At 70.5% G+C, this 21,727-nt stretch carries 27 protein-coding genes and 1 pseudogene; 14 read left to right on the forward strand and 14 right to left on the reverse strand.

Annotated features, from left to right (window positions below; all coding sequences use genetic code 11):
• Positions 1–28: 28 nt before the first annotated feature.
• Complete coding sequence (locus AB0L75_RS25725; RefSeq protein WP_003992906.1) at positions 29–208, reverse strand: DUF6104 family protein; 180 nt, start codon at positions 206–208, stop codon at positions 29–31.
• A gap of 173 nt (positions 209–381) precedes the next feature.
• On the opposite strand from AB0L75_RS25725, the gene AB0L75_RS25730 reads away from it, so the two are divergent.
• Positions 382–1,323 carry a DUF4097 family beta strand repeat-containing protein gene (locus AB0L75_RS25730; RefSeq protein WP_365184993.1) on the forward strand — a complete coding sequence of 314 codons (942 nt, stop codon included), beginning with the start codon at positions 382–384 and terminating at the stop codon, positions 1,321–1,323.
• A gap of 1 nt (position 1,324) precedes the next feature.
• The gene (locus tag AB0L75_RS25735) at positions 1,325–2,410 is read left to right on the forward strand and encodes a helix-turn-helix transcriptional regulator (RefSeq protein WP_365184996.1); all 1,086 of its coding nucleotides are present in this window, start codon (positions 1,325–1,327) and stop codon (positions 2,408–2,410) included.
• Positions 2,411–2,492: 82 nt separating this feature from the next.
• Here AB0L75_RS25735 and AB0L75_RS25740 read toward each other — a convergent pair whose 3' ends face one another.
• The 4 genes from AB0L75_RS25740 to AB0L75_RS25755 form a co-directional block, all read right to left on the reverse strand.
• Positions 2,493–3,059, reverse strand: coding sequence for a Clp protease N-terminal domain-containing protein (locus AB0L75_RS25740; protein WP_365185378.1), 567 nt, complete (start codon positions 3,057–3,059; stop codon positions 2,493–2,495).
• Positions 3,059–3,268: a helix-turn-helix domain-containing protein gene (locus tag AB0L75_RS25745; protein ID WP_037674056.1), complete on the reverse strand. Its 210-nt coding sequence runs from the start codon at positions 3,266–3,268 to the stop codon at positions 3,059–3,061. The genes AB0L75_RS25740 and AB0L75_RS25745 overlap by 1 nt, the downstream gene beginning before the upstream one ends.
• A 133-nt stretch (positions 3,269–3,401) precedes the next feature.
• Positions 3,402–4,367, reverse strand: coding sequence for a zinc-binding dehydrogenase (locus tag AB0L75_RS25750; RefSeq protein WP_365184999.1), 966 nt, complete (start codon positions 4,365–4,367; stop codon positions 3,402–3,404).
• A gap of 166 nt (positions 4,368–4,533) precedes the next feature.
• Positions 4,534–5,757 (reverse strand): NADP-dependent malic enzyme, encoded by a 1,224-nt coding sequence (locus AB0L75_RS25755; RefSeq protein ID WP_365185002.1) that lies wholly within the window; start codon positions 5,755–5,757, stop codon positions 4,534–4,536.
• 560 nt (positions 5,758–6,317) lie between these two features.
• Between AB0L75_RS25755 and AB0L75_RS25760 the strand changes: the two genes are divergently transcribed.
• From AB0L75_RS25760 to AB0L75_RS25770, 3 genes are read left to right on the forward strand one after another with little or no spacing between them, the layout of a single operon-like run.
• A complete protein-coding gene (locus AB0L75_RS25760; RefSeq protein WP_365185004.1) occupies positions 6,318–7,271 on the forward strand; it encodes an ABC transporter substrate-binding protein in 954 nt (317 codons plus the stop codon).
• Positions 7,272–7,318: 47 nt separating this feature from the next.
• Complete coding sequence (locus AB0L75_RS25765; RefSeq protein ID WP_365185007.1) at positions 7,319–8,269, forward strand: amino acid ABC transporter permease; 951 nt, start codon at positions 7,319–7,321, stop codon at positions 8,267–8,269.
• A gap of 50 nt (positions 8,270–8,319) precedes the next feature.
• On the forward strand, positions 8,320–9,072 hold the full coding sequence (locus AB0L75_RS25770; protein ID WP_365185381.1) for an amino acid ABC transporter ATP-binding protein: 753 nt from the start codon (positions 8,320–8,322) through the stop codon (positions 9,070–9,072).
• A gap of 113 nt (positions 9,073–9,185) precedes the next feature.
• On the opposite strand, the gene AB0L75_RS25775 is transcribed toward AB0L75_RS25770, so the two are convergent.
• Complete coding sequence (locus AB0L75_RS25775) at positions 9,186–9,944, reverse strand: class I SAM-dependent methyltransferase (RefSeq protein WP_365185009.1); 759 nt, start codon at positions 9,942–9,944, stop codon at positions 9,186–9,188.
• Between the two features lie 100 nt (positions 9,945–10,044).
• Between AB0L75_RS25775 and AB0L75_RS25780 the strand changes: the two genes are divergently transcribed.
• Positions 10,045–10,674 (forward strand): CGNR zinc finger domain-containing protein, encoded by a 630-nt coding sequence (locus AB0L75_RS25780; protein ID WP_365185011.1) that lies wholly within the window; start codon positions 10,045–10,047, stop codon positions 10,672–10,674.
• Here the strand turns inward: AB0L75_RS25780 and sodX are convergent.
• Positions 10,578–11,012 (reverse strand): nickel-type superoxide dismutase maturation protease, encoded by a 435-nt coding sequence (sodX, locus tag AB0L75_RS25785; protein ID WP_365185014.1) that lies wholly within the window; start codon positions 11,010–11,012, stop codon positions 10,578–10,580. The genes AB0L75_RS25780 and sodX overlap by 97 nt on opposite strands.
• A gap of 144 nt (positions 11,013–11,156) precedes the next feature.
• On the opposite strand from sodX, the gene sodN reads away from it, so the two are divergent.
• On the forward strand, positions 11,157–11,552 hold the full coding sequence (gene sodN / locus AB0L75_RS25790; protein WP_020123534.1) for a superoxide dismutase, Ni: 396 nt from the start codon (positions 11,157–11,159) through the stop codon (positions 11,550–11,552).
• 176 nt (positions 11,553–11,728) lie between these two features.
• Here the strand turns inward: sodN and AB0L75_RS25795 are convergent, their stop codons facing one another.
• Positions 11,729–12,547: a class I SAM-dependent methyltransferase gene (locus AB0L75_RS25795; RefSeq protein ID WP_365185017.1), complete on the reverse strand. Its 819-nt coding sequence runs from the start codon at positions 12,545–12,547 to the stop codon at positions 11,729–11,731.
• A gap of 50 nt (positions 12,548–12,597) precedes the next feature.
• Between AB0L75_RS25795 and AB0L75_RS25800 the strand changes: the two genes are divergently transcribed.
• The 4 genes and pseudogenes from AB0L75_RS25800 to AB0L75_RS25815 all read left to right on the forward strand — a co-directional run bounded on the left by AB0L75_RS25800 (position 12,598) and on the right by AB0L75_RS25815 (position 14,447).
• A complete protein-coding gene (locus tag AB0L75_RS25800; protein WP_365185019.1) occupies positions 12,598–13,308 on the forward strand; it encodes a YbaK/EbsC family protein in 711 nt (236 codons plus the stop codon).
• Positions 13,305–13,619 (forward strand): annotated as a pseudogene (locus tag AB0L75_RS25805) (GNAT family N-acetyltransferase); the annotation flags it as partial. The gene AB0L75_RS25800 and the pseudogene AB0L75_RS25805, both read left to right, overlap by 4 nt.
• A 176-nt stretch (positions 13,620–13,795) precedes the next feature.
• Complete coding sequence (locus tag AB0L75_RS25810) at positions 13,796–14,008, forward strand: hypothetical protein (protein ID WP_365185021.1); 213 nt, start codon at positions 13,796–13,798, stop codon at positions 14,006–14,008.
• A gap of 94 nt (positions 14,009–14,102) precedes the next feature.
• Positions 14,103–14,447 (forward strand): ANTAR domain-containing protein, encoded by a 345-nt coding sequence (locus AB0L75_RS25815; RefSeq protein ID WP_365185022.1) that lies wholly within the window; start codon positions 14,103–14,105, stop codon positions 14,445–14,447.
• A 54-nt stretch (positions 14,448–14,501) separates the two neighbouring features.
• Here the strand turns inward: AB0L75_RS25815 and AB0L75_RS25820 are convergent, their stop codons facing one another.
• Positions 14,502–14,726 (reverse strand): hypothetical protein, encoded by a 225-nt coding sequence (locus AB0L75_RS25820; RefSeq protein ID WP_365185024.1) that lies wholly within the window; start codon positions 14,724–14,726, stop codon positions 14,502–14,504.
• Positions 14,727–14,742: 16 nt separating this feature from the next.
• Positions 14,743–15,897 (reverse strand): inorganic phosphate transporter, encoded by a 1,155-nt coding sequence (locus AB0L75_RS25825; RefSeq protein WP_365185027.1) that lies wholly within the window; start codon positions 15,895–15,897, stop codon positions 14,743–14,745.
• Between the two features lie 158 nt (positions 15,898–16,055).
• On the opposite strand from AB0L75_RS25825, the gene AB0L75_RS25830 reads away from it, so the two are divergent.
• The 3 genes from AB0L75_RS25830 to AB0L75_RS25840 all read left to right on the forward strand — a co-directional run bounded on the left by AB0L75_RS25830 (position 16,056) and on the right by AB0L75_RS25840 (position 17,822).
• Positions 16,056–16,454, forward strand: coding sequence for a helix-turn-helix transcriptional regulator (locus AB0L75_RS25830; RefSeq protein WP_365185030.1), 399 nt, complete (start codon positions 16,056–16,058; stop codon positions 16,452–16,454).
• A 40-nt stretch (positions 16,455–16,494) separates the two neighbouring features.
• On the forward strand, positions 16,495–16,911 hold the full coding sequence (locus AB0L75_RS25835; protein ID WP_031163324.1) for a VOC family protein: 417 nt from the start codon (positions 16,495–16,497) through the stop codon (positions 16,909–16,911).
• A 146-nt stretch (positions 16,912–17,057) separates the two neighbouring features.
• Positions 17,058–17,822 carry a VOC family protein gene (locus AB0L75_RS25840; protein ID WP_365185034.1) on the forward strand — a complete coding sequence of 255 codons (765 nt, stop codon included), beginning with the start codon at positions 17,058–17,060 and terminating at the stop codon, positions 17,820–17,822.
• Positions 17,823–17,839: 17 nt separating this feature from the next.
• On the opposite strand, the gene AB0L75_RS25845 is transcribed toward AB0L75_RS25840, so the two are convergent.
• The 4 genes from AB0L75_RS25845 to AB0L75_RS25860 all read right to left on the reverse strand — a co-directional run bounded on the left by AB0L75_RS25845 (position 17,840) and on the right by AB0L75_RS25860 (position 21,685).
• Positions 17,840–18,172, reverse strand: coding sequence for a DUF952 domain-containing protein (locus AB0L75_RS25845; protein WP_365185036.1), 333 nt, complete (start codon positions 18,170–18,172; stop codon positions 17,840–17,842).
• A gap of 29 nt (positions 18,173–18,201) precedes the next feature.
• Complete coding sequence (locus AB0L75_RS25850; protein ID WP_365185039.1) at positions 18,202–18,786, reverse strand: dihydrofolate reductase family protein; 585 nt, start codon at positions 18,784–18,786, stop codon at positions 18,202–18,204.
• A gap of 240 nt (positions 18,787–19,026) precedes the next feature.
• Positions 19,027–20,166, reverse strand: coding sequence for a family 2 encapsulin nanocompartment cargo protein polyprenyl transferase (locus AB0L75_RS25855; RefSeq protein ID WP_365185040.1), 1,140 nt, complete (start codon positions 20,164–20,166; stop codon positions 19,027–19,029).
• A gap of 112 nt (positions 20,167–20,278) precedes the next feature.
• Positions 20,279–21,685, reverse strand: coding sequence for a family 2B encapsulin nanocompartment shell protein (locus AB0L75_RS25860; RefSeq protein WP_365185043.1), 1,407 nt, complete (start codon positions 21,683–21,685; stop codon positions 20,279–20,281).
• Between the last annotated feature and the right edge of the window lie 42 nt (positions 21,686–21,727).

A 21,727-nucleotide genomic window follows, 5' to 3' on the forward strand; every position in this document is an offset into this window, starting at 1 on the left:
CCCGTCGTCCGGCGATCGCCCCTGGGGGCTATTCGTCGTCCTCGTCGTCGAGCCGGGCGAGCCAGGTGGCCAGCCGCTCCACGGGCACCTCGAAGTCGGGGTTGAGGTCCACGAACGTGCGCAGCTGCTCGGCGAGCCACTCGAAGGTGACCTCCTCCTCGCCGCGCCGCTTCTCCAACTCCTCGATACCGCGGTCGGTGAAGTACATGGGGTGCGTCTCCTGCGTGAACATCCGTGCTGGTGATGGCTTCGGGGACAGCCTATGCAACCCCGGGGCCGCACCGCGAAAAGGTGCCTTGACTTCCGGCAGCCACGATATATCGTGTTTCACACAGGACGCGATATGGCGTGTCGCGGCCGCGCCTGCCGAGGAGGTCCCCCATGCCCGAGTGGTCCGTCGCCGAGCCCCAGAAGCTGACCTTTGACACCCCCGTGAGCGACCTCCAGGTCCGCATCGTCAACGGAACGGTGAACGTGGTGGGCACGGACGAAGGTTCCGCCCGCCTGGAGGTCTCGGAGATCGAGGGCCCACCGCTGGTGGTCACCCAGACGGGCGGCACCCTCACCGTGGCCTATGAGGATCTGCCCTGGAAGGGGTTCCTGAAGTGGCTCGACCGCAAGGGCTGGAGGCGCAGCGCCGTCGTCACCCTGGCGGTCCCCGCCGACACCCGCGTGGAGGTGGGCGTGGTCAGCGCCGCCGCGGTCGTCTCCGGCATCCGCGGCCCCGCGGTGGTCAAGGGAGTCAGCGGTGACACGACCCTGGTCGGCGTCTCGGGCCCGGTCCGCGCGGACACCGTCTCGGGAAGCCTGGAGGCCCAGGCCGTCACCGGCGACCTGCGGTTCAACTCGGTCTCGGGAGACCTGACGGTGGTCGAGGGATCCGGCCGCTCCGTCCGCGCCGACTCCGTGAGCGGCTCCATGATCGTCGACCTGGACCCGGACGGCCCCACGGAGGTCGGCCTGACCAGCGTCTCCGGCGAGATCGCCATCCGCCTGCCCCACCCGGCGGACGCCGAGGTGGAGGCGAACACGGCGAGCGGTACGATCTCCAACGCCTTCGACGGACTGCGGGTGCACGGCCAGTGGGGCGCCCACAAGATCAGCGGCCGCCTCGGCGCGGGCACCGGCCGGCTCCGGGCCACCACGGTCTCCGGCTCGATCGCCCTGTTGCGCCGGCCGCCGCGCGAGGACGAGCCGGGCACCCCGTGGGAGGCCGAGCCCGCCGAGCCCTCACCGGCCCCCGGCACCACCCCCACCACCGACGCCCCGGCCGATGGCACGAGCAACCAGGCTGCCGGCACGACCGACAAGAAGGTGCTCTGACATGCCTCCCGTCTTCGCCCATGGGCGCCTGCGCCTGTACCTGCTCAAGCTGCTCGACGAGGCCCCGCGCCACGGCTACGAGGTGATCAGGCTCCTGGAGGAGCGCTTCCAGGGGCTGTACGCCCCCTCGGCGGGCACGGTCTACCCCCGTCTGGCCAAGCTGGAGACCGAGGGCCTGGTCAGGCACACCACGGAGGGCGGCCGCAAGGTGTACGCCATCACGGACGCCGGGCGCGCCGAACTGGCCGACCGCAGCGGCGAGCTGGCCGACCTGGAGCTGGAGATCCGGGAGTCGGTCGCGGAACTGGCCGCCGAGATCAAGGCCGATGTGCGCGGCGCGGCCGGCGATCTGCGCCGTGAGATGCGCGCGGCCGCGTCCGAGGCCCGCCACGGCGCGAAGGCGGGCGCGGCCGGCGCTTCCGGGGAGTACGGCGACCTCACCGACAAGGAGGCCTGGCGGGCCGCCAAGGAGGAGATGCGCCGGGTCAGGCAGGAGTGGAAGGAGCAGGCCCGCCGGGCCAAGGACGAGAGCCGCCGGGCCCGCGAGGAGGCCCAGCGGGCCCGCCACCAGGCCCAGGAGGCGCAGGCGCGGGCGCGGGCCCAGGCGCAGGAGGAGATGCAGCGCATCGCCCGCCAGGTCCAGGACCGCGTCCAGGACCACTTCACACACGGCGACTGGCCGACGGGCGTCCGCGAGGGCCTCTCCGAACTGGCCAGGGAACTGGGCGACTTCGGCAAGAACTGGAGCACCCCCCGCACCCCCGGGGAACCGGCCCGCGAGCCCGCCGCCGCCCCCGCGGGCCCGCATCACGTCTCGCCCGCCGAGGACTTCCCCGGCGAACACTTCCCCACCGAGCACTTCCCGGCCGAGGACTTCCCCGCGGAGTACGAACCGTCCTGGGCCCACGAGGACCCCACCGGCGACCCGGCCCGCGACCTGGACCGCCTGCTGGACCGCTTCCGCGACGACATCCGCGACGCGGCCCGCGACCACGGAGTCACCCCGGACCAACTCCGCGACGCCCGCCGCCATCTGTCGACGACAGCGGCTCGCATCGGGGCACTTCTGCGGTCGCCGAAGGTCTGACGGGGCCTGGCGGAGGCCTGGCGGAGGCGGGCAGGCCGAGGCCGGCCGGGGCCTCAGCCAGCCCCAACCGGCCCAACCGGCCTCAGCCGGCCTTCGCCTGCCCCTCGCCGTACAGCACCCAGGTCGCCGACTCATAGGTGACCCCGTGGTCGGCCAGCACTTCGGCCGCCACACCCGGCAGGACGGTGAGCGCCAGCAGCAGGTGCTCATCGCCGATGTACCGGTCGCGGTGGGCGAGGGCGACCCGCAGGGACTTCTCCAGCACGTCCTTCGCATCCCGGCCGAAGGCGGGCCGCCGCCCCGACCGCCAGCGCTCGTCCTTCCGGTCACCGGACATCGCCCCGACGCCGTGCACCTCCTCCACCCGGGCCACGATCTCCGACACATCGATCCCGAGCCCCGCCAGCGCGTCCGCCTCGGCCCGGGTCAGCCCGGCACGCCGCCGCGCCTCTTCCAGGGCCCCGCGCACCGACTCCCCGCGCTCCGCGAGCCCCAGCGCGGCCAGCGTGAAGGAGGCCCGGCTGCCCTCGCGGTCGAGGAGGGCGAGCAACATATGCCCGGCGTCGACGGACTGCGATCCCGAGCGCCGGCAGTGCTCGGTCGCGCCGTGCACGACGTCACGCGCGTCCTTGGTGAAGCGTTCGAACATCATTGCCTCCCGTACTTCTTGTGCACGGCCTGCCTGCTGACACCCAGCTCCGCGGCGATCTCCTGCCACGACCAGCCCTGATGGCGCGCACTGCGCACCTGTACCGCCTCCAGCTGCTCCAGCAGCCTGCGCAGCGCGGCCACGGCCCGCAGTCCGACCCGCGGATCACGGTCACCGGCGCGCTCGGCGAGATCGGTTGCCTCGGTCATGATGTCAACTTACGTTGACGCACCCGCTTATGTCAACCGAAGTTGACATCCCGGGCACGCAAAGGGCGGGCCCGGACACCCGGACCCGCCCCGCGACGACCCTCCCGCAGCAAGCCCGGGGAGTTCGGAAACCTCAGGAGTTGGTGAGCACGATCTTCCCGAACTGCTCGCCGGACGCGAGTCGTTCGAAGCCCTCACGGGCGCGGTCCAGCGGCAGCTCCTCGTCGATGACGGGCCGTACGCCGGTCGCCGCGCAGAAGGAGAGCAGGTCCTCCAGCTCCTCCTTGGTGCCCATGGTGGAGCCGACGACCTTCAGCTCCAGGAAGAAGATCCGGGTCAGCTCGGCGTGCGAGGGCCGGTCCCCGCTGGTGGCACCGGAGATGACGATCGTGCCGCCCGGCCGCAGCGACTTCACCGAGTGGGACCAGGTCGCCGCACCCACGGTCTCGATGACGGCGTCCACCCGCTGCGGCAGCCGCGCCCCGGACTCCACCGCCTCCACGGCCCCCAGCTCCAGGGCCCGCTTGCGCTTCGCCTCGTCCCGGCTGGTGGCGAAGACACGGAGGCCCGCCGCCTTGCCGAGCACGATCGCGGCCGTGGCCACACCGCCGCCCGCGCCCTGCACCAGGACCGAGTCACCGGGCCGTACCCCGGCGTTGGTGAACAGCATCCGGTACGCCGTCAGCCAGGCCGTCGGCAGACAGGCGGCCTCGGCGAAGGACAGTTCCCTGGGCTTGGGCAGCACGTTCCAGGTCGGCACGGCGACCTGCTCGGCGAAGGTGCCCTGGTAGCGCTCGGTGAGGATGGAGCGCGGCTCGTTCGGGCCGACGCCGTGGCCGGTCTGGCCGATGACGGAGTGCAGGACGACCTCGTTGCCGTCCTCGTCGATGCCGGCGGCGTCGCAGCCGAGGATCATCGGCAGCCGGTCCTCCGGGAGGCCGACGCCGCGCAGGGACCAGAGGTCGTGATGGTTGAGGGAGGCGGCCCGTACATCGATGGTGCTCCAGCCGGGACGGGCCTCGGGAGCCGGTCGCTCCCCCAACTCAAGGCCGTTGAGCGGCTGGTCGCGGTCGATTCGGGCGGCGTAGACAGCGAACATGCAGCCGACGATAGGTGCGCTGATCACGAGACGGAACCAGGCGCCCCTGTGACACATGCCCTCTTGCCTTGAAGGGCACCTTTTCCGCACCCCGGCCGACCGGGCGGGTGGGAAAGAAGCGGGAGGGAAGGAAATGGCCCCGCTCGGACGAACGGGGCCACTCGACTTACCGGCGTGCGACCCCTTCGGCCCGAGCAGCCGCAGCCACCGCCGCCGTGACGGCGGGAGCGACTCGCTCATCGAACGGCGACGGAATCACATAGTCGGCGGCAAGGTCATCGCCGACGACAGCGGCCAGCGCCTCCGCGGCGGCGATCTTCATCCCCTCGGTGATCCGAGAGGCCCGCACCTGCAGCGCGCCCGCGAAGATGCCCGGGAACGCCAGCACGTTGTTGATCTGGTTCGGGAAGTCGGACCGCCCGGTCGCGACGACCGCCGCGTACTTGTGGGCGACATCCGGGTGCACCTCGGGGTTCGGGTTGGCCATCGCGAACACGAAGGCGCCCTCCGCCATGGAGGCGACGGCCTCCTCCGGGACCGTACCGCCGGAGACGCCGATGAAGACGTCGGCGCCCGCGAGGGCGTCCTCCAGCGAGCCGGTGATGCCGGCCTTGTTGGTGAAGCCGGCCACCTCCCGCTTGACCGGGGTGAGGTCCTCCCGGTCGGCCGAGATGACGCCCTTGCGGTCCGTCAGGGCCACGTCCCCGATGCCGGCCCCGACCAGCATCTTGGCGATGGCGACACCGGCCGCGCCGGCGCCCGAGATGACGGCCCGCAGCTGCCCGATCTCCCGGCCGCTGAGCCGCGCCGCGTTCCGCAGCGCCGCGAGCGTCACGACGGCCGTACCGTGCTGGTCGTCGTGGAAGACCGGGATGTCCAGGCGCTCCTGGAGCTGCTTCTCGATCTCGAAGCACCGGGGTGCCGAGATGTCCTCCAGGTTCACTCCGCCGAAGGAGGGAGCGAGCCGGACCACGGTCTCCACGATCTCGTCCACGCCCGTGCAGTCGAGCGCGATCGGCACCGCGTCGACGCCGCCGAACTGCTTGAACAGGATCGCCTTGCCCTCCATCACGGGGAGGGAGGCCTGGGGACCGATGTCCCCGAGTCCGAGCACGGCCGTACCGTCGGTCACGACGGCGACCACGGACGACTTCCACGTGTAGTCGTTGACCAGCTCCGGCTGCTCCGCGATCGCGGTGCACACGCGCGCGACGCCGGGCGTGTACGCGAGGGAAAGGTCGTCCTTGTCGCGGACCGGCACGGTGGCCTGCACGGCCATCTTGCCGCCGCGGTGCAGCTCGAACACCGGATCGAAGGAATCGAGGGGCTCGCCCCCGCCGTCCTGGTCCGTATGGCTGTCGCTGCGAGGATTGACGATCTCCGCTGCCACTTTGTTGTACCCCTTAGGTATGCATGGTTTGAGGGTCGACCACTCCTGGTGAGGGGTGGGCGGGCACCGCGTACGGCCCGATTTGCTGATACGGCCGAGCACATACGCGACGGGCGCGCCGCACACGCGCCCTGAGCCCCGGATGAGGGGTGTAAAGAACCTTCCTACCGGATAGACGGCGCCCACGACGAGTCCATTAGGTGCAAGGTCACATCTCGAAACCAGAAAGCCACAGCGAGATGACACGCGACTGACAACCGCGCCGGGCGCCCGAAGACGCTGGTGCGGGGACACACGTGCTGACCACATCGTGAGACGCGCCGAAGGTTTTCCGGCCGGAACGCTGGATTCCCGCACATGGTTCGGTGGCGATGGACCAAGGATGTACCGACCTGATGCGGTTCGGGGGGTCACCCGTTATGCGATTTTGACATAGCGACGCCCCTGAATGGCGTAGTCCGAATGGCAAGATGCCGTAAACCCACGAGGTCGCGGCACCCGAAGGTGTGCGTTCTCGTCGGCCGCATCGGCACGTCTTCCCATCAGCCGGAGGAATCACGATGACCGCAAGCTCCGCCCGTCGTACAACCGCCGCACGCTCCCGTCTGGCAGCGGTCGGCGCGATCGCGGTCGCGGGCGCCCTGCTGCTCACCGGCTGCGGTGACCAGACCAAGGACAAGAACAAGGGATCCGGCAGCGTCGGCAGCGCCCCGCTGGCCGGCAAGCTCCCCAAGGACATCCAGAACAAGGGCAAGATAGAGGTCGGTTCGGACATCGCGTACGCCCCGGTGGAGTTCAAGGACTCCTCCGGCAAGGCCGTCGGTCTGGACCCGGACCTCGCGGCGGCCATGGGCAAGCAGCTCGGCGTGACGCTGGAGTTCCAGAACGGCACCTTCGACGGTCTGCTCACCGGTCTGCGCTCCGGCCGCTACGACATCGCGATGTCGGCGATGACGGACAACAAGAACCGCCAGGAGGGCGTCGACCCGGACACGGGCAAGAAGGTCGGCGAGGGCGTCGACTTCGTCGACTACCTGACCGCCGGTGTCTCGATCTACACCCGCAAGGGCGACACCCAGGGCATCAACGGCTGGTCGGACCTGTGCGGCAAGAAGATCGCCGTCGAGCGCGGCACCGTCTCGAACGACCTGGCCAAGCAGGAGGCCAAGAAGTGTACGGGCGGCAAGAAGCTCACCATCGAGCCGTTCGACGACGACCAGCAGTCCCAGACCCGGCTGCGCTCGGGCGGTGTGGACGCGGCCTCCTCCGACTTCCCGGTCGCCGCGTACGCGGTGAAGACCTCCGGCGGCGGCAAGGACTTCCAGATCGTCGGCCAGCAGGTCGAGGCGGCCCCGTACGGCATCGCCGTGGCCAAGAAGGAGACGCAGCTGCGTGACGCGCTGCAGGCCGCGATGAACGCGATCATCAAGAGCGGCGAGTACCAGAAGATCCTCGAGAAGTGGGGCGCCCAGGACGGCGCCGTCAAGGAGTCCGCGATCAACGGCGGCAAGTGACCCGCGGAAGCAGACGAAGCAGAAGCGGCCACTGAGAGGCAACACCCTTGACTGACATAGAGAAGAGGGCCGGAGAGGACCCCGGGGAGAACACCGTTCCCCCGGCCGGCCCGGAGGCCATCAAGGCCATCCCTGTCCGGCACTACGGACGCTACGTCTCCGCCCTCGTCGCCATCGCGGTCCTCGTCGCGATCGTCTACGCCTTCGGCCAGGGCAAGATCAACTGGCATGCGGTACCGGAGTACTTCTTCGACCACCGCATCATGACCGGTGTCAGCAAGACCCTGCTGCTGACCGTCCTGTCGATGCTGATCGGCATCGCGCTCGGCATCATCCTCGCGATCATGCGCCTGTCGAAGAACCCGGTGACCTCGTCGATCGCCTGGTTCTACATCTGGTTCTTCCGCGGCACCCCGGTCCTGGTCCAGCTGTTCCTGTGGTTCAACCTGGGCCTGGTCTTCGAGTACATCAACCTGATGCCGTTCTACAAGGACTACTGGTCGAACTTCATGACGCCGCTTTTGACGGCGCTGCTCGGCCTGGGCCTGAACGAGGCGGCGTACATGGCCGAGATCTGCCGGGCGGGCCTGCTCGCGGTGGACGAGGGCCAGACCGAGGCGGCCCACGCGCTCGGCATGAGCCACGCCAGGACCCTGCGCCGGGTGATCATCCCGCAGGCGATGCGCGTGATCGTGCCGCCGACGGGCAACGAGGTCATCAACATGCTGAAGACGACCTCCCTGGTGGCGGCCGTCCAGTACCCCGAACTGTTCCGCTACGCCCAGGACATCGGCCAGAACTCCGGTGCCCCGGTGGAGATGTACTTCCTCGCCGCGGCCTGGTACCTGATCATGACCTCGGTGCTGAGCGTCGGCCAGTACTACATCGAGCGCTACTACGCCCGCGGTTCCAGCCGCCAGCTGCCTCCGACGCCGTGGCAGAAGGTGAAGGCCAACATGTTCTCCCTGGGCCGGCCGAGGGGAGCGGTGAGCGCATGACCGACAAGCTGGGCAAGACACAGGACACCCCGCCCAAGGGCTCGGTGCCGATGGTCAGGGCGCAGGGCGTCCACAAGTCGTTCGGCCATGTCGAGGTGCTCAAGGGCATCGACCTGGAGGTGAAGCCGGGCGAGGTGTTCTGCCTGATCGGCCCCTCCGGCTCCGGCAAGTCGACGTTCCTGCGGTGCATCAACCATCTCGAGAAGATCAACGCCGGCCGGCTGTACGTGGACGGCGAGCTGGTGGGCTATCGCCAGAAGGGCGACAAGCTGTACGAGCTGAAGGACAGCGAGGTCGCCAGGAAGCGCCGGGACATCGGCATGGTCTTCCAGCGCTTCAACCTGTTCCCGCACATGACGGCCGTCGAGAACGTCATGGAGGCGCCGGTGCAGGTCAAGGGCGTGGCCAGGTCGCAGGCCCGGGAGCGGGCTGTGCAGCTGCTGGAGCGCGTGGGCCTGGCCGACCGCGCCGGGTACTACCCCTCGCAGCTCTCCGGCGGCCAGCAGCAGCGGGTGGCGATCGCCCGGGCCCTGGCGATGGACCCGAAGCTGATGCTGTTCGACGAGCCGACCTCGGCCCTGGACCCGGAGCTGGTCGGTGACGTCCTGGACGTCATGCGGGACCTCGCCGAGTCCGGTATGACCATGGTCGTCGTCACCCATGAGATGGGCTTCGCCCGCGAGGTGGGCGACAGCCTGGTGTTCATGGACGAGGGCGTGGTGGTCGAATCGGGCCATCCACGCGACGTCCTGACGAACCCGCAGCACCAGCGGACGCAGTCGTTCCTGTCCAAGGTGCTCTGATCACTTCGCCGCACGAGGGACGTTCGACGCTTCCCTGCGAGACGGGCGATTGACGCTTCACAGCAAGAGGGGCGGTACGAAACTCCGTACCGCCCCTCTCCCTCATTCCCGGCTCACTTCAGTGCCAGCAGCAAGGTGTCCGAGGGCGACGCCCATACGCCCCGCGCCTCGGCGAACCCCTTCTCCTGCAGCACGCGCGCGTGCCAGCCCGCCGAGGGCGTGTCCCCGTCCGCGTGCTCGCCGTAGATCTCGAAGCGGCGGGCGGTGGGCTCGGCGAGGACCGGGTCCTTGGCCGCGACCTTCCACCATTCGGCCCAGTCCAGGGCACCGTCCCGCTTGGCCTGATCCATGCGCGCGTGGCGCTGTGCCCGCTCTGCCGCGTTGATCCGGGGCGTGCTGTCGTCGATCATGTGGTCCGCGTTCATGAAGACACCGCCGTCGCGGACCAGTTCCGCGACCTGACCGTAGAGGGCCGCGAGGGGTTCGCTGTGCAGCCAGTGCAGGGCCGTGGCGGTCAGGACGGCGTCGTAGGAGTCGTACGGCAGCTTCGCCCGCCAGTCGGGGTCCTTGAGGTCGGCGGTGAGGAAGGAGACCCGTTCGTCCCCCTCGAAGGTGCCGCGCGCGATGGCGAGGAGGGCCGGGTCGAGGTCGACGCCGGTGCTGATGGCCCGCGGGAACCGGGCGAGCAGCCGAGCGGTGATGCTGCCGGTGCCACAGGCGAGGTCGAGGACGCGCGGGGCCGTGCCCACGAGGACCTCGACCATGTCGAGCATGATCCGGAAGCGTTCCTCGCGATCCGGCATGTACCACTCCTGCTGCCGGTCCCAGCTCTCCTGCCAGGCCGCCCAGTCGGTTCCGGTACTCGTGGTCATGGAACCCCCTCTCCCCTCACAACGCGTAATACCCTGGAAGCACGACCGGCTGTTACCCGACCGCACACACGACCATAAAGCGCCCCCGTAAGGACTACAAGTGGAACTGGCCTATTACTCGGATTACGCCGTACGTCTCGTCAACAGCGAGGAACCGGCCCGGGGCAAGGACTCGCTGACCTCGGTCGAGGCCGTCCGCGACCTCTTCGGCGCCAACTCCTCCGCGGGCCGCCGCGCCACGGACGCCGACGTCACGCGCTTCCGCTCGGTAAGGGCGCGGCTCCGCGCGGTCTTCGAATCGGCCGACAAGGGCGACGAGACGCTCGCCGTGGACCTGCTGAACTCACTGCTGCTCGAGTTCCCGGTGTCGCCGCAGATCTCGGGCCACGACTTCCGGGACGAGGACGGCCGCCCCCTGTGGCACATGCACCTGGCCGACCACCCCTCCAACGCCACCGCGGGCTACGCGGCCATCGCGGCGATGGGCCTGGCCTTCCATCTCACCGAGTACGGCGTCGACCGACTGGGCCTGTGCGAATCCGCCCCCTGCCGCAACGCCTACCTCGACACCTCCACCAACCGCTCCCGGCGCTACTGCTCCGACCGCTGCGCGACCCGCGCCAACGTGGCCGCCTACCGGGCCCGCAAGCGCCTGGAGGCCGACCGGTCGGGCAGCAGCGGCCTCGCGGCCGACAGCGCCCAGCGGGCCAGCGCAAGCGGCGAGCGCTGACCGGCGCGCAGCGGCCGGTACCGAAAGCGCGCCCTGCCCAGCACCAGCTCGTCCGGTACGACCCCGTAGTCGGTGCTGTCCCCGCCCGCGTACGGGTTGTCCCCGAGCACCCACCAGCCGCCGTCGCGCCGCTCCACGGCACGCTTGACGACGAGCAGGTCCTGCTGGAACGGATGACGCAGGACCACCACGTCCCCCGCCCTGACCGAGGCGCCGTACTGCACGAGCAGCCGGTCCCCGTGGAGGAGCGTGGGCACCATGGACGGGCCGGTCACCTCGGCCAGCCCGAACGGCGCCACGGCCCTCCCCCGCTCGGTCTCCTGCGACAGCTCCGGCATCCCGGCACCTCCCCGGTCCGTTCCTCCACCAGTCTCAGTCTGACCCTGGACTTTTGTCCTAAGCCCTAGGGGGCACCCGAGAAATCGCCTTCCTCAGGGAGTAATGTCGCACCTGAGAAGACGATCACGAGGAAGGAATGCTCCATGCTTTCCCGCCTGTTTGCCCCCAAGGTCAAGGTCAGCGCCCACTGCGACCTGCCCTGCGGCGTTTACGACCCGGCCCAGGCCCGCATCGAGGCGGAGTCGGTCAAGGCCGTGCAGGAGAAGATGGCCGCCAACGACGACCCCCACTTCCAGGCGCGCGCCACCGTCATCAAGGAGCAGCGCGCGGAGCTTGCGAAGCACCACGTCTCCGTCCTGTGGAGCGACTACTTCAAGCCCCCGCACTTCGAGAAGTACCCGGAGCTGCACCAGCTGGTCAACGACGCCCTGAAGGCCCTCTCGGCCGCCAAGGCGTCCACCGACCCGGCGACGGGCCAGAAGGCCCTGGACTACATCGCCCAGATCGACAAGATCTTCTGGGAGACCAAGAAGGCTTGATCTTGGATCATGTCCTCTGACCTGCAATTTCCTTGATTGCAGTGTCCCCCCTGTCCGCACCCGGTCCGCAGGCCGCCGAGCACGGCGTCCATGGCGGTCCGGGTGCGGTCTTCTCGGCCCAGCCTCAGGTGGGCGCAGATCCGCGGCGTGATGTCACGCGGAACGTGCCCCCGCCGCTAACGGCGGCAGACGAGAATGCCTCCCCGGCAGTGGATCTCGAACGCCCCCCGCCGGGCGATGTGTTCGTCCACGAGGGTGCGGGCCCGCTCGATCGTGGCCTCGAAGGGCACGTCGTGCTGGTCCGCCCATGCCTGGTACGAGGCCATGTGCGCAACCACGGGTTCGGCGTCGCGGACGGTGATGGTGCCGGGCAGTTCGATCGTCTCGACGCGGCCGAACTCCTCGCCGAGGAAGGCCGGCGCCTTCTCCAGGGAGAACCTGGCGCTGAGCGAGATCCGCGCCGGGCCCCGACCGGTGCCGAGGACATCACCGGCCGCCCGCATCCACAGCTCGTCCAACTCGGCCTTGTCGCGGTCACTGTTGGTGGAGGCAACCAGCAGACCGTCGGGGGTCACCACCCGGGACAGCTCGCGCACCGCCCGGGCGATGTCCGAGGCGTGGTAGAGCATGTGCAGCGCCAAGGCCGCGTCCACGCTCGCCGTTCCCAGCGGCAGCCTCGACACGTCCGCCACCGCGACCGCGCCGGGCACATCGGCGAGGATGCCGGGCGCGATGTCCAGGCCCAGAAGCTCCAGATGGGGTCGCTCTCGCCCCAGCCGCTCCAGGAACTTGCCGTTCCCGCAGCCGACGTCGACGACCCGCCCGCGCACGGTGCTCAGCTGCTCGGTGACGATGCCGGGCAGGTCATGGCGAGGCGTCTGCCACCGGTAGAGGGACTGCCGGGCGGCGAGGTCCCGGTCACCGTTGTAGGCGCTCCCGGCAAGCCGGGAGCGGTCGGTCACAGCGGCGTCTTGGGCGGCGGAGAGTTCGGTCACGTCGGCAGCTCCGGAGGACGGGCGGCGGGAGGGGCCGCGAGGACGGCCGTGTGCTGGATGCGCTCGCGCAGTTGGGACACCTGCACGCCTTCACCGTACGGCTGTCCGCCCGGCTCCCGTCAGAGAGCAACCAGCCTCCGTACGATGCTCGCCGACACGCGCTCCACAGGCGCGTCGAGCACGAAGCCGTCGAGGTCGTCCAGGAGCATGTGGAATACGCGAAGGGCGATCAACTCCCGTCCCCACGCGGTAATCTCGGCGAGGTGAACGCTTCCGTACCCATCAGTCCACCGGAGGTGCTCGCGGCGCTCGGTGTGTCGTTCCGGCTGCATGAGCATCCTGACGTGGTCGTCCCCGTGGAGGTGTGCGCCGCGTTGGGCGTTCCGCTGGAGCGGACCGTCAAGACCCTGGCGTTCGTGACCCCCGAGGACCGTCTCCTGCTGGCGGCGCTTCCCGGCCATGCGCGGCTGCGGTACGGCGCCCTCGCCCGTGCGGCCGGGTTGCGCCGGGCCGACCTGTCCCCCGCCGACGCCGGGCGGCTGGCGCGGGCGGGGATGCAGCCGGGCGGGGTGTGCCCGGTGTCCGCGGACCGGGCCGCGGTGGTGGTGTTCGACGAGACCGTCAGCCGTCTGGGACATGTGCACTGCGGCAGCGGCCGGGCCGACAGCAGCATCGAGATCGAAGCGGTGCAGCTCCTGGCCGCCGTTCCGGCCGCCAGGACGGCACAGATCGCCGGTCTCCCGGCAGACGAGCCGGCATGACCGTCCGCGCCGCCGCACCCTCGGACGCCGACGACGTCTACCGTCTGCTGAGCGGCTTCGTGACGAGCTACCGGCCCGACCGCGCGGTCTTCGACGACGTCACCTTCCCCCGGATCATCGCTGCCGCCGCAGCCGGCAGCGCCGAGTTCCTCGTCGCCGAGCAGGACTCGCGCGTCGTCGGATACCTGCTCGCGCTGCGCATGCCCACCCTTTTCGCCGGCGGAACGATCCTCGAACTGCTGGAACTGACCGTGGACGCGCCCCTGCGCGGACGCGGTACGGGTTCCGCGCTGGTCCGGGCCGCCCAGGAAAGAGCCCCGGCAGGCACAGGACGTCGAGGTGACCGTGCCGACGCGCAGGGCGGCCGACTTCTATCGCGGTCTGGGGTTCCACGAGACCGCCGTCCACCTCAAGTGGTCCGATACCCGGGGATGACCCTTCCTGCCCATGCGTCGCTCTCGCGAGGGAAGTGGAGGAGGATGGAGCCGTGGCTGAGCGACGGGTGGTGGTGTACGCGCCCGACGAGCTGGGTGGCCGTCGAGTGCGCGTGGACGTGGAGTTCCTCGGCACCGCGCACTGCCTGCACGATCTGCTGCTGTTCCTGGAGCAGGCCGGCCTGCATCCGCTGGACGAGGTGGAGGTGGCCGACCATCCCCTGATCGAGTGGCACGGCGGAGGCCCGGAGGTGTGGAAACCCTGAAACCCCGAGCGCGAGCGGCGCAGCGCCTCGGCAGGCTTACGTAGCGTATGGCCGGGCACGAGAGGGACGACCGTATCCACACGGCGGAGACGAGATGGAAGAGCACGCGGACCGAATCCCCGGCACGGGGCAGACGCTGCCGGCCCCGAACGACCGTATCCGGCAGCTGGAGATCACCGTCTCCCAGCTCGAGCGGGCCGTGGGCTCCCATGCGGTGATCGACCAGGCGATCGGCGTGATCGTCGCCGTGGGCAGGGTCACGGCCGCGGAGGCGTGGGACATCCTCCGCGAGACGTCCATGAGCGCCAACATCAAGCTGCGTCGCGTGGCCGAGCTGACGCTCGCCTGGGGTGAGACCGGCAAGCTCGCACCGGAAATCCGCGGTACGCTCTCCGCGCGCCTGAAGGACCGACTCGCGCACTTGAGCGCGGGCCGCTGACAGCGGGGCCCGGCCGGTTTCCCCGGCCGGGCCCCCGCGCGTGCGTACCGGCCGTCAGTGGAACTGCGGCACGATCAGATAGATCCCGTACGCCACCACTGCCGCGCAGGCGAGGAAGCACAGGGCGGCCTGGGCCCGGCCCGCGGTGGCGGATCCGGAGCGGTCGGCCTCGGCTCGGGACAGGCCGAGGACGCCGAAGGTGAAGACGACGACCACGGCGACCGTGACACCGAGGCTGACCGCGGCGACCTTGCCGAGGGCGGACCAGTCGACATGCATGGGGGCTCCCGGAGGTTCAGGCGGCCGTGCCGACGTCGGTCGGCGCCGGGTTGCGGACGGTGACCTCGTGGTGGTCGTTGACGTTGTCGGCGCGCACCGGGTTGCGGCGGGACGCGACGACGATGACGGCGGCGAGGGCCAGGGCGACCAGGGCGATGACCGCCGTACCGGCGTTGCCGCCGTGCTTGACCACGCTCGCCGCGAGGCCGCCGACCAGTGCGGCGGCCGGCAGGGTGATCAGCCAGGCCAGCACCATGCGGCCGGCCACGCCCCAGCGGACCTCCGCGAGGCGGCGGCCGAGACCGGCGCCGAGGATGCTGCCCGAGGCCACCTGCGTGGTGGACAGCGCGAAGCCGAGGTGGGCGGAGGTGAGGATCACCGTCGTGGAGGCCGTCTCGGCGGCGAAGCCCTGCGGCGACTGGATCTCCGCCAGCCCCTTGCCCATGGTGCGGATGATCCGCCAGCCGCCCAGATAGGTGCCGAGACCGATGGCGAGGCCGGCCGCGCCGATCACCCACACCGGCGGGCCCGCGTCATGGCCGAGCGCCCCCGCCGAGATCAGCGTCAGCGTGATGACGCCCATGGTCTTCTGGGCGTCGTTGGTGCCGTGCGCGAGGGAGACGAGGGACGCGGAGGCGATCTGGCCGAGCCGGAAGCCCTTGGTCACCGAGTCCTGGCGGGCGCGGGCGCTGAGCCTGTAGGCGAGGTAGGTGGCGACCAGGGCGGCCACACCGGCGACCACCGGGGAGGCCACGGCCGGGATCAGCACCTTCTCGGCAACCTTGTCGAAGTGCACGCCGTCGGAGCCCGCTCCGACCCAGACGGCGCCGATCAGTCCGCCGAAGAGGGCGTGGGAGGAACTGGAGGGCAGGCCCGCGAGCCAGGTCACCAGGTTCCACAGGATCGCCCCGACCAGTCCGGCGAAGATCATGGCCGAACTGACCCGTGTGTCGTCCACGATCCCGCCGGAGATCGTCCTGGCCACCTCGGTGGACAGAAAGGCGCCGACGATATTGAGGATCCCGCTGACCAGAACCGCGGTGCGCGGCTTGAGCGCGCCGGTGGCGATGGAGGTCGCCATCGCGTTCGCGGTGTCGTGGAACCCGTTCGTGAAGTCGAACGCCAGTCCCGTGACGATGACGACCGCCACGAGGAACGTGATGTGGTCCATTCCCCAAGGCAAGCAAGGGCAGGCCAATGCACGGCGAACCGGAGGCGAACGGAGTGTCGAAGATGGGGGAGCCTGTTGTGCATTCCTGTGCGGATTCGTTCTGTCCGGCGCTGTCGGGCGGGTCCCTCGATGTCAGTGCCCTGTGCCACGCTGGGCACGTGACCCTGGAGGACCTCAGACGGCTGCGGCGCGTGCGCGACCGCATGGACCGCGAGTACGCCGAGCCGCTCGACATGGCCGAGCTGGCCCGCGGCGCCCATATGTCGCCGGGCCACTTCCAGCGCAGCTTCCGCAAGGCCTTCGGCGAGACGCCGTACAGCTATCTGATGACGCGCCGGATCGAGCGGGCCAAGGCGCTGCTGCGCCGGGGCGACCTCACCGTGACCGAGGTCTGCCTGGCCGTGGGGTGCACGTCGCTCGGCTCGTTCAGTTCCCGCTTCACCGAGCTGGTCGGCCGGACGCCGAGCGCCTACCGGGCCGGCGACCACGAGGAGAGCGCCGTGATCCCGTCCTGTGTGGCCCGTACGTTCACCCGCCCGCGCCGCCGGCCCTGGTGACTCGCGCGCGCCATGGCCCGAATGGGCCTAGCGTGAGCCCATGGACGTGAAACTCAAGCAGTGCTTCATCGCGGTGGACGACCATGACAAGGCGCTCGCCTTCTACCGCGACGTGCTCGGTCTGGAGGTCCGCAACGACGTGGGTTTCGAGGGCATGCGCTGGGTGACCCTGGGCTCACCGCTCCAGCCGGACGTCGAGATCGTGCTGGAGCCGCCCGGCGCGAACCCGGACGCCTCTCCCGCCGACCGGCAGGCGATGGCCGAACTGCTCGCCAAGGGCATGCTGCGGGGTGTCATCTTCACGACCGAGGACTGCGACGCGCTGTACGAGCGGGTACGGGAGTCCGGCGGCGATGTGCTCCAGGAGCCGACGGACCAGCCGTACGGGGTGCGCGACTGCGCCTTCCGGGACCCGGCGGGCAACCAGCTCCGGTTCCTCCAGCGCCCCGCGGAGTGAGCCGCCCCCGTGAAAATCCTGAACGGCCTGCATGAAATTCCTTGAACGGTCCGCGCGAAATTCCCTGAACGGCCCGCGCCGAAGTCCCCCGGCAGCCCGCGTGAATTCCCCGGCCCCGCCGAGGAGTTCCCGCCTACACTCTCCGCATGATCATTCGCTGGACGTACGCCTTCGTGGACCGGCCCGCCGCGCGGCTGTCCGAGGCGCGCGTCTTCTGGACGGCCGTCACCGGCACCCATGCGTCCGAACCCCGCGGTGGACAGGGCGAGTTCATGACCCTGCTGCCCGACGCGGCGGCCGGGACGGACGCGTGCGTGAAGCTCCAGGGCGTCGGCGAGGGCGACGGCGGCGCCCACCTCGACCTCTGCGTGGAGGACGTACGGGAGTTGGTCGGGGCGGCCCGGGAACTCGGCGCGGAGCTGGTGGCGGACCACGGCGACTGGGCCGTACTGCGGTCTCCGGCGGGTCAGTCGTTCTGTGCCGTGCCCTGGCACGGGGAGACGGTACGGCCGCCGGTGGTGGCGGGCAGCCGGCTGGACCAGGTGTGCCTCGACATCCCGCCGTCCGCGTATGCCGGCGAGTCCGCCTTCTGGGCCGGGCTCACCGGCTGGGAGCGACTGACCGGCTCGCGGCCGGAGTTCGAGGTGCTGAAGCCGCCGGCGGGACTTCCCGTCCGGATCCTGCTCCAGCGGCTCGGCGACGAGCGTCCCGCCTCCGCCCATCTCGACCTCGCCTGCGCGGACATCGCCGCCGTCCGCGCCCGGCACGAGGAGTACGGCGCCGTCCCGGTGCACCACGGCCCGCACTGGACGGTGATGCGCGACCCGGCCGGCGGCACCTATTGCCTGACCGGCCGGGATCCGGAGACGGGCGGCCTGCCGGACGCCGACCGGGACACGGCCGGCGCCTAGGCGCCGGCGCTCGTCGGTCAGCCCCAGGGCTCCACGTCCACCACGGCGCCGGCCGGCAGCGGGCCGTACACGTGCGGGAACTCCTCCCCGCCCGGCTCCGCGGCCTCGTACTTCACCGGCACGCCGACCAGGGCCGGGTCCACGACGAGGACGACCAGCTCGTCCGGGCCGTCGTAGTCGCCGTAGAGGAACTCGGCGATGCGCGGGAGCTGTTCACGGGTGGAGAAGTGGAGGAAGCCCTCCTCCTGCAGGGTGCGGCCACGCGTCGACACCTCGTAGGTGCCGCGCTCGCGGGCCGCTTGCCAGAGGGAGCGCTCGGTGATGTGGAAGATGCGGGGGAGTTTCGGCATACGGCCACGCTACGGCCTCGGCGGCGGGCTCAGGCCTTCCTCGTGTACGTCCGTACGAGCACGCCGTTGGCCAGGGTCCGCACCTCGCCGAGGGTGAACTCCTTGATGTCGAGGCCGCTGCCGAACATCGGCATGCCGGCGCCGTAGACGAGCGGGTAGGTCTTGATGACGAGTTCGTCGATCTCGTCCAGCAGCTCTCCGGCGACGCGCGAACCGCCGCACAGCCAGATGTCCAGGCCGCCCTCCTCCGCCTTCAGCGCGCGGACCCTGTCGGCCAGGCCGGCGGAGATGATCTCGACGTGCGGGTCGGGGGACGCTCCCATGGTGCGGGAGGCGACGTACTCGCGCAGATGGGCGTAGGGGCTGGTGATGCCCTCCTTGAGGGCCAGCTCGTAGCTGGCCCTGCCCTGGACGACGGTGTCGAACCGTTTGCCCGGCAGGCCGTCGAAGCCGAGCCGCCGGCGGACATGGGTGGGCAGGGTTTCCGGGAACTCCGCTCCGAGGTAGGCGAAGTACTCCTCGTCCAGGAAGCGGTGTATCGCGGAGGCGTCACCGTGCTCGTCGCCGATGAAGCCGTCGAGCGAGCAGGCGACGAAGTAGGTGAGTTTGCGCAAGCCGGTCTCTTTTCCGTGAAATCACTTCGACTGTAGTGCTTTATTCATAGTACTTCAGATGTCGTGGTTCAAGTCCCAAGTAGATTTGAGTGGTTTTCGGGCGCCCTTGCGCAGCGGCGGGCCCCGCACACTGTGGGGATGCGCGAGGCCCGCCTGGCCGGAGCCTCGGTGCCCGTGCGGGGTCAGGAACCGCACAGGCAGGGTCTCCGGGTTCTTTCGCGCCGGCGGGGCCGGCGGGGCTCAGCTGCTGCGCCGGGTGACGAACTCGGCGAGCGCCAGCAGACCGCCCGCCGTCTCGGGGGCGGGAACCGCGCGGGCCAGCGCCTGCATGGCGCGGGCCATCCGGTCGGCCGCCTCGGCCTGCGCCCAGTCCCGGCCGCCGGCCCGCTCCACGGCCAGCGCCGTGCGCGCGAGGCCTTCGGCGTCACCGGAGACATGCGGGCTGCCGTACAGCTCGGCGAGTTCGGCCGCCGCCTCCGTGCCGGAGGACAGGGCCGCCATCACGGGCAGCGACTTCTTGCGGGCGGCGAGATCCGCGCCGGCGGGCTTCCCGGTGCGCCCCGGGTCACCCCATATCCCGATGACGTCGTCGATCAGCTGGAAGGCGAGCCCGGCCTGGCGGCCGAAGCCGTCCAGCGCCGCCACCTCCTCGTGGCCCGCGCCCGCGTACAGCGCGCCGAGGGCACAGGCGCAGCCCAGCAGCGCGCCGGTCTTCGCCTCGGCCATGGCGAGCACCTCGTCGAGGGTGACCTCGTCCGGGGCGCGGCCTTCCATGTCCGTGTCGGTGTGCTGGCCGGCGCACAGTTCCATGACGCAGTCCGCGAGCCGGGCCGCGGCGGGGCGGGACGCCGGGCGCGGGTCCTCGGCGAGCAGTCGCAGGGCCAGCGCCTGAAGGGCGTCACCGGCGAGGATCGCATCGGCGTCGCCGAACACGGTCCAGGCCGTGGGCCGGTGCCGGCGGGAGGTGTCCCGGTCCATCACGTCGTCGTGCAGCAGCGTGAAGTTGTGGACCAGTTCGACCGCCACCGCCGCCCGGACCGCCGCCGTACGGGCCGCCGGTCCGCCGAGGGCGGTGGCCGCCGCCAGGACGAGCGCGGGCCGGATCGCCTTGCCGGCGTTGCCCCGCGCCGGGGTGCCGTCCGCGTGCTGCCAGCCGAAGTGGTAGAGCGCGATACGGCGCATGGAGCCGGGCAGCGACTCCAGGGCCGCGCGCAGCTCCGGGTCGACCAGGGCGCGGGTGCGCTCCAGCAGCACAGCCGCCTCCTGCCCGTCGAGCGGACCGGCCTCGCCGTCGCCGGTCCTCCCCCGTCGTTCCCCCTCCGTGCCGGGGTGCGGCGCGGAGGGGGAACGCTGTTCGGTCTCCGTCATGAACTCGGCCATGTCTCCCCCTCGCCAGGTCCGCGGACACCGGCGTCGCCGGCCCGGCCGGACGCATATTCCGAGGGTCTACCCTCCCGGGCGAGCGGGGACACGGCCGCGACGTGCGGAAACGTCACCTCCAGCGGCCGATCTCGACGTTCTCCAGCACGCCGAGCGCGTCGGGCACCAGCACGGCCGCCGAGTAGTAGGCCGTCACCAGGTACTTGATGACGGCCTGTTCGTTGATGCCCATGAACCGGACGGACAGGCTCGGCTCGATCTCGTCCGGGATGCCCGACTGCCTGAGGCCGATGACACCCTGATCCTGCTCGCCGGTACGCATCGCGATGATCGAGGTCGTGCGCTCCGGGGTGACCGGGATCTTGTTGCAGGGGTAGATCGGCACTCCGCGCCAGGTCGGGATGCGGTTGCCGGCGATCTCGACGGACTCCGGGACCAGTCCGCGCTTGTTCAGCTCGCGCCCGAACGCCGCGATCGCGCGCGGGTGGGCCAGGAACAGCTTGGTGCTCCGCCGGCGGCTGAGCAGCTCGTCCATGTCGTCCGGGCTGGGCACGCCGTCGTGCGGCTGGGTCCGCTGGTCGTACTCGCAGTTGTGGAGCAGGCCGAAGTCGCGGTTGTTGATCAGCTCGTGCTCCTGGCGCTCCTTGAGCGCCTCGACCGTGAGCCGCAGCTGCTGCTCGGTCTGGTTCATCGGCTGGTTGTACAGGTCGGCCACGCGCGAGTGGATGCGCAGCACGGTCTGGGCGATGCTCAGCTCGTACTCGCGGGGCCGGGGTTCGTAGTCCACGAAGGTGTGCGGGATGTCGGGCTCGCCAAAGTGGCCGGCCGCCAGCTCGACCTCTTTCTCGCCGTACTTGTTGGTCCGCTGCTCCGGGACCGAGCGCAGCTGCTCCAGGTGGGCGCGCAGGGTGTCCGAGCGCTCCGCGACCTGCTGGAAGTCCTGGCGGCTGAGGATGAGCACCGTGGTCGCGGTGTCCGCACGGACGGTGAACTCCCAGATGGCGTCCGGGTCCAGCAGTGCCTGCTCGCCGAAGTAGGCGCCGTCGGCGAGGACTCCGAGGACGGCGTCGTCGCCGTAGGGGCCGGTGCCGACCTTCTCGACCCTGCCGTGCGCCAGCAGGTACACCTCGCCCGTCTGGTTGCCGAAGTCGGCGATCACCTCGCCGGGCGCGAAGTCGCGCTGACGGCAGCGCCGGGCCAGCTCCGTCAGCACCTCCTCGTCCTCGTACGAGCGCAGGGCCGGCAGCTCGCCGAGTTCGGCCGGGATGACCTCGACCTGGTCCCCGGTCTTCACGAAGGTGATCCGACCGTCGCCGACGGTGTACGCCAGTCGCCGGTTCACCCGGTATGTGCCGCCCTGTACGTCGACCCACGGGAGTGTGCGCAGCAGCCAGCGGGAGCTGATCTCCTGCATCTGCGGAACGGACTTGGTGGTGGTGGCCAGGTTCCGCGCTGCCGCCGTCCCGAGGGACTGCTGCGGCTTGCCCTGATCCGTGCGGACCTCTTCGCCTACCGACATAGAGAATTGCCTCCCAGGTATGCCCGGCGCCGAATCGCAGGG

It is taken from the genome of Streptomyces sp. NPDC052101 (genome assembly GCF_040680235.1).
In the GTDB taxonomy this organism is placed as follows: domain Bacteria; phylum Actinomycetota; class Actinomycetes; order Streptomycetales; family Streptomycetaceae; genus Streptomyces.